Genomic DNA, 676 nt, shown 5'->3' with positions numbered 1-676 from the left:
GGCCCGACGGCCGTCGGGCCGGCCCGGCTCTGGCCCGAGTTGACGCCGGCGTCCAGTCCCGCCTTCGAGATCGGCGAGGTGAACACCGAGGTGGTCAAGGGCGTCAAGGTGCCCGGCGACGACGACATCCGCCGGGTGGACCCGGTCGGGGTCGTCCGGGCCGAGATCGCCGCGAGCCCGGGCGACTACGCCGGCGGCAAGGCGCCCTACCGCGACACCGACCGCCGGATGGCCGACTGCGGCAAGGGCCCGGAGCACGGGCGGTGCCCGGTCCTCAGGCCGTACTACCGGGACCTGACCGGCGACGGGCGCGACGACCTGACGCTGGGCTTCCGGCTGCTGCCCGGCAAGACCACCGCGGTGCGCGTCTACACCGTGGACAAGCACCGGCTCGTGCAGGTGATGGCCTGGGAGGACGCGCTCAGCGGCGTCGAACTGGCCGGGCGTTCCCTCGTCATCCGCTCACCGTCGGAGGTCGCGGGCTACGAGTACCGCCTCCAGTGGACCTGGGACCGGGACCAGCGGGCCATGCTCCTCACCCAGGACGAGATGCTGCGCACCGGCCCGCGGAAGCACGCCCACAAGCCCTCCCCGCACCCCTCCGGATCCCCGTCCGCCTCCCCCGGCGTCTCCCCCTCGGCGAGCACCGGATGAGACCGACGCTCCCCCAGTGGTC

At 74.1% G+C, this 676-nt stretch carries 1 protein-coding gene; it reads left to right on the top strand.

Translation table 11 applies throughout. The features are described 5' to 3' along the window. On the top strand, positions 1-654 hold a 654-nt coding region (locus CCL05_RS43000), incomplete at its 5' end, for a hypothetical protein (protein WP_086565889.1). Between the last annotated feature and the right edge of the window lie 22 nt (positions 655-676).

This window comes from Streptomyces africanus, assembly GCF_002150735.1.
In the GTDB taxonomy this organism is placed as follows: Bacteria; Actinomycetota; Actinomycetes; order Streptomycetales; family Streptomycetaceae; genus Streptomyces; species Streptomyces africanus.
Note: the sequence above shows the minus strand (reverse complement) of the source record. Positions and strands in the feature narration are given on the sequence as shown.